The sequence below is a fragment of the Nocardia sp. NPDC060220 genome (genome assembly GCF_042727815.1).
GTDB lineage: Bacteria > Actinomycetota > Actinomycetes > Mycobacteriales > Mycobacteriaceae > Nocardia.
Genome location: NZ_JBHWZY010001166.1, coordinates 1 through 1,718 on the forward strand (window position 1 = coordinate 1; position 1,718 = coordinate 1,718).

3 protein-coding genes are annotated in these 1,718 nt (G+C 62.6%); 1 reads left to right on the forward strand and 2 read right to left on the reverse strand.

Annotation, left to right across the window (positions count from 1 at the left end; genetic code table 11):
* Positions 1 to 247 precede the first annotated feature (247 nt).
* The gene (locus ACFWF3_RS34865) at positions 248 to 1,087 is read right to left on the reverse strand and encodes a DUF1206 domain-containing protein (RefSeq protein WP_379318343.1); all 840 of its coding nucleotides are present in this window, start codon (positions 1,085 to 1,087) and stop codon (positions 248 to 250) included.
* 90 nt (positions 1,088 to 1,177) lie between these two features.
* Complete coding sequence (locus ACFWF3_RS34870) at positions 1,178 to 1,345, reverse strand: CsbD family protein (protein ID WP_379318345.1); 168 nt, start codon at positions 1,343 to 1,345, stop codon at positions 1,178 to 1,180.
* Positions 1,346 to 1,408: 63 nt separating this feature from the next.
* Between ACFWF3_RS34870 and ACFWF3_RS34875 the strand changes: the two genes are divergently transcribed.
* Positions 1,409 to 1,718: hypothetical protein (locus ACFWF3_RS34875; protein WP_379318346.1), on the forward strand; the 310-nt coding region annotated here is incomplete at its 3' end.

Below are 1,718 nucleotides of genomic sequence, written 5' to 3' on the forward strand. Positions count from 1 at the left end.
TTCATGACGCGCTCAGCCCCCTCCAACGACCCTGTGGAACGTCGCGCCATGGCTGGATCGCAGAGTCGTTCCCAGGCTTGCCTTTTCGTTTTGCCGCTGGTCAGCGAGCATACGACGTGGAACGAGGCTGCGAAATCCTCAGTAGACGGGTCTTTCCGGACGGGCGGACGGCATTCACCATCACCACAAAGCGCCGATGCACAGAGTCGGTGATTGCGCGAACCGGTCTGGCGCTACCCAGAGTCAGCTACATCTTGGTGTAGCGCGCCATGGCGAAACTGTAGAGGCCATAGGTGATGATGCCCAGGCCGGCCGCGATCAACAGAGCCGCTCCGAAGGGCTGTGCTCCCAGAGTTTTGAACGCGCCGTCGAGTCCGGTGGCTTCGCTGGGGTCGGATCGGCCGACCGCCAGTATCACCAGCAATCCGATGGCCGCGACGGCCAACCCCTTCGCGATGTATCCCACCGTGCCCAACCGGCGAACCAGGTTGCTCGTGGAGCCTTGCAAGTCTTCGAGGAAGCTCTGCGTCGCTCCCTTGTACACGTGGTAGCCGCCGATCGCGATGATGATCAACCCGGCGGCGACGAGAACGATCGTGCCCACGCTCGATCGCATCATCGCAGCAGTGATCCCCGTACTCTGCTCGCTACTGGATTTGCCTGCGCCCCGGGCGAATCCGAATGCGGAGATGGCGAAACCGAGGTAGACCACCGAGAGGGAGAAGGCCTTGACGCGATTGACGGCCTCGGATTTCTTGCTGTCGGAGTCGGGTCTGGAGGAGCTGCCGAGCACTGCTTCGGCGAGCCGCCACAACGCCATCAGCGAGAACGCAACGACACCGACCCAGAGCGCGAGGACACCGCCCGGCTTGGCGGCCAGTTCCGCCATGGCCCCTGATTGGTCGGCGGTTCCGCCGCTGCCACCGAGGGCGAGCCGGATGGCGATGTAGCCGATGAACAGGTGCACGATGCCGCTCATGACGAAGCCCGCGCGGGCGAATCGTTCGAAGAGGCTGTTCTGGGCCACCTTGGCCACGGCACTGGACGAGTTGTCGTACGACGATGGGGAGACGGTGTTGTTCGGCATGGTGATAACCCCTGCGTGTGGTGGATCCGTCGAAGCGGTCCGCAACGGTCGGCGCGCGGGGTCTACTGCGAGGTCTCTCGTTCGGCGAAGCTAGTTCTTGAAGGCGTCTTTGATCTTGGCAGCGGACTGTTTCAGGTTGCCCTTGATTTGTTCGGCCCGACCTTCGGCCTCCAGGCTTCGGTTGCCAGTGGCTCGACCGAACACCTTCTTCATCCGGCCCTTGGTGGCCTCGACGGAATTCGCGATTTTCTTGCTCATACTCATGGCGGTTTCCTCGCTGTGTGAGATCAAGTCAACGCCGTAACCCCACGGCTGTCAACGATGTTGATCTTCAACACAGGGATCCGCGTGATCGCGGCGAGCCTTCTGGCGCGGCCCCCGGCCGGAGAGGGTCGTCGGCGCCCGCATTCTCAACCAGCGAAGATCACCGTCTCCGGACGCGGCATGTACTCCATCGCCGCGGTGAACCTCGGATCGGCGAAGCGCCGCTCCATGTCGGCCTATGGTCCAGTGCTTTTCGTTTCCAGGAAGGACGGCGCGGATCTGTCGGAGCAGGAGCAGGTACTCGAGCTCGTTCGAGCTGCTTGTCTGGGCTCGAGAATGACCGACGGTGAGGGTTTTCCGGTCGAAC

Excerpts from the sequence above, each read along its gene's own strand:
- ACFWF3_RS34865 (WP_379318343.1), bottom strand. The coding sequence starts at position 1,087 with ATGCCGAACAACACCGTCTCCCCATCGTCGTACGACAACTCGTCCAGT.
- ACFWF3_RS34870 (WP_379318345.1), bottom strand. The coding sequence starts at position 1,345 with ATGAGCAAGAAAATCGCGAATTCCGTCGAGGCCACCAAGGGCCGGATG.